General features: G+C 46.1%; 1 protein-coding gene. It reads left to right on the plus strand.

Translation table 11 applies throughout. The features are described 5' to 3' along the window. Positions 1–441 (plus strand): MOSC domain-containing protein (locus ACTXGO_RS15655; protein ID WP_443575171.1); only part of this gene is annotated, 441 nt, incomplete at its 5' end. Positions 442–664: the final 223 nt, after the last annotated feature.

Raw genomic sequence — 664 nt, forward strand, 5'->3', positions numbered from 1 at the left:
GGCACACTCGGTGAGAACCTGACGACTGAGGCGGTCAATGGCCTACCTGAGATGGATGAGAGCAACGTTTGCATCGGCGATATCTTTGAATATGGCGATGACAGCCATAGCGTCCAACTGCGTATCGTGCAGCCGCGCCGTCCGTGCTACAAAATCAATGACCAGATCGGGCAGTTTAATAAAGTGCCCAATATAGCGGCTTGGGTCAGTAAACAAGGTATCGCAGGCTGGTATTTTCAGGTTGTGCGTGATGGTTTGATCGATGCTAATTTACCTGTTTATCTGGTAGAGCGCCCCTATCCGTTTGCAACGCTCTCGATGCTATGGCAATTGTCGAACTCAAAAGAAAAATATGCAGCTGAGGTGATTGAGCCTTGGCTAGCGATTGAGTGTTTAGAGGAGAGTTGGAAAGTCATTTTGGCTAAGAAGATAAAAAAGTAATAGTTACTTTATATCTTGTTTTTTCGTATTCTAAACCGAGCATTTTATGACCAAAAACCTTCTTTTCGCATTTGTATTAAGTCTCACCCTACCCCTGATAGGCTGCGTGACCACGACGGCACCAGTTGCCAGCACCGAGACCTATAGCGTCGATAGCGATACTTATCAATCGCAAGGCAAAAGCGAGCGTATCAAAACTATCGTCCTGCACTATACTGTCTCA

It is taken from the genome of Psychrobacter sp. T6-1 (assembly GCF_052258445.1).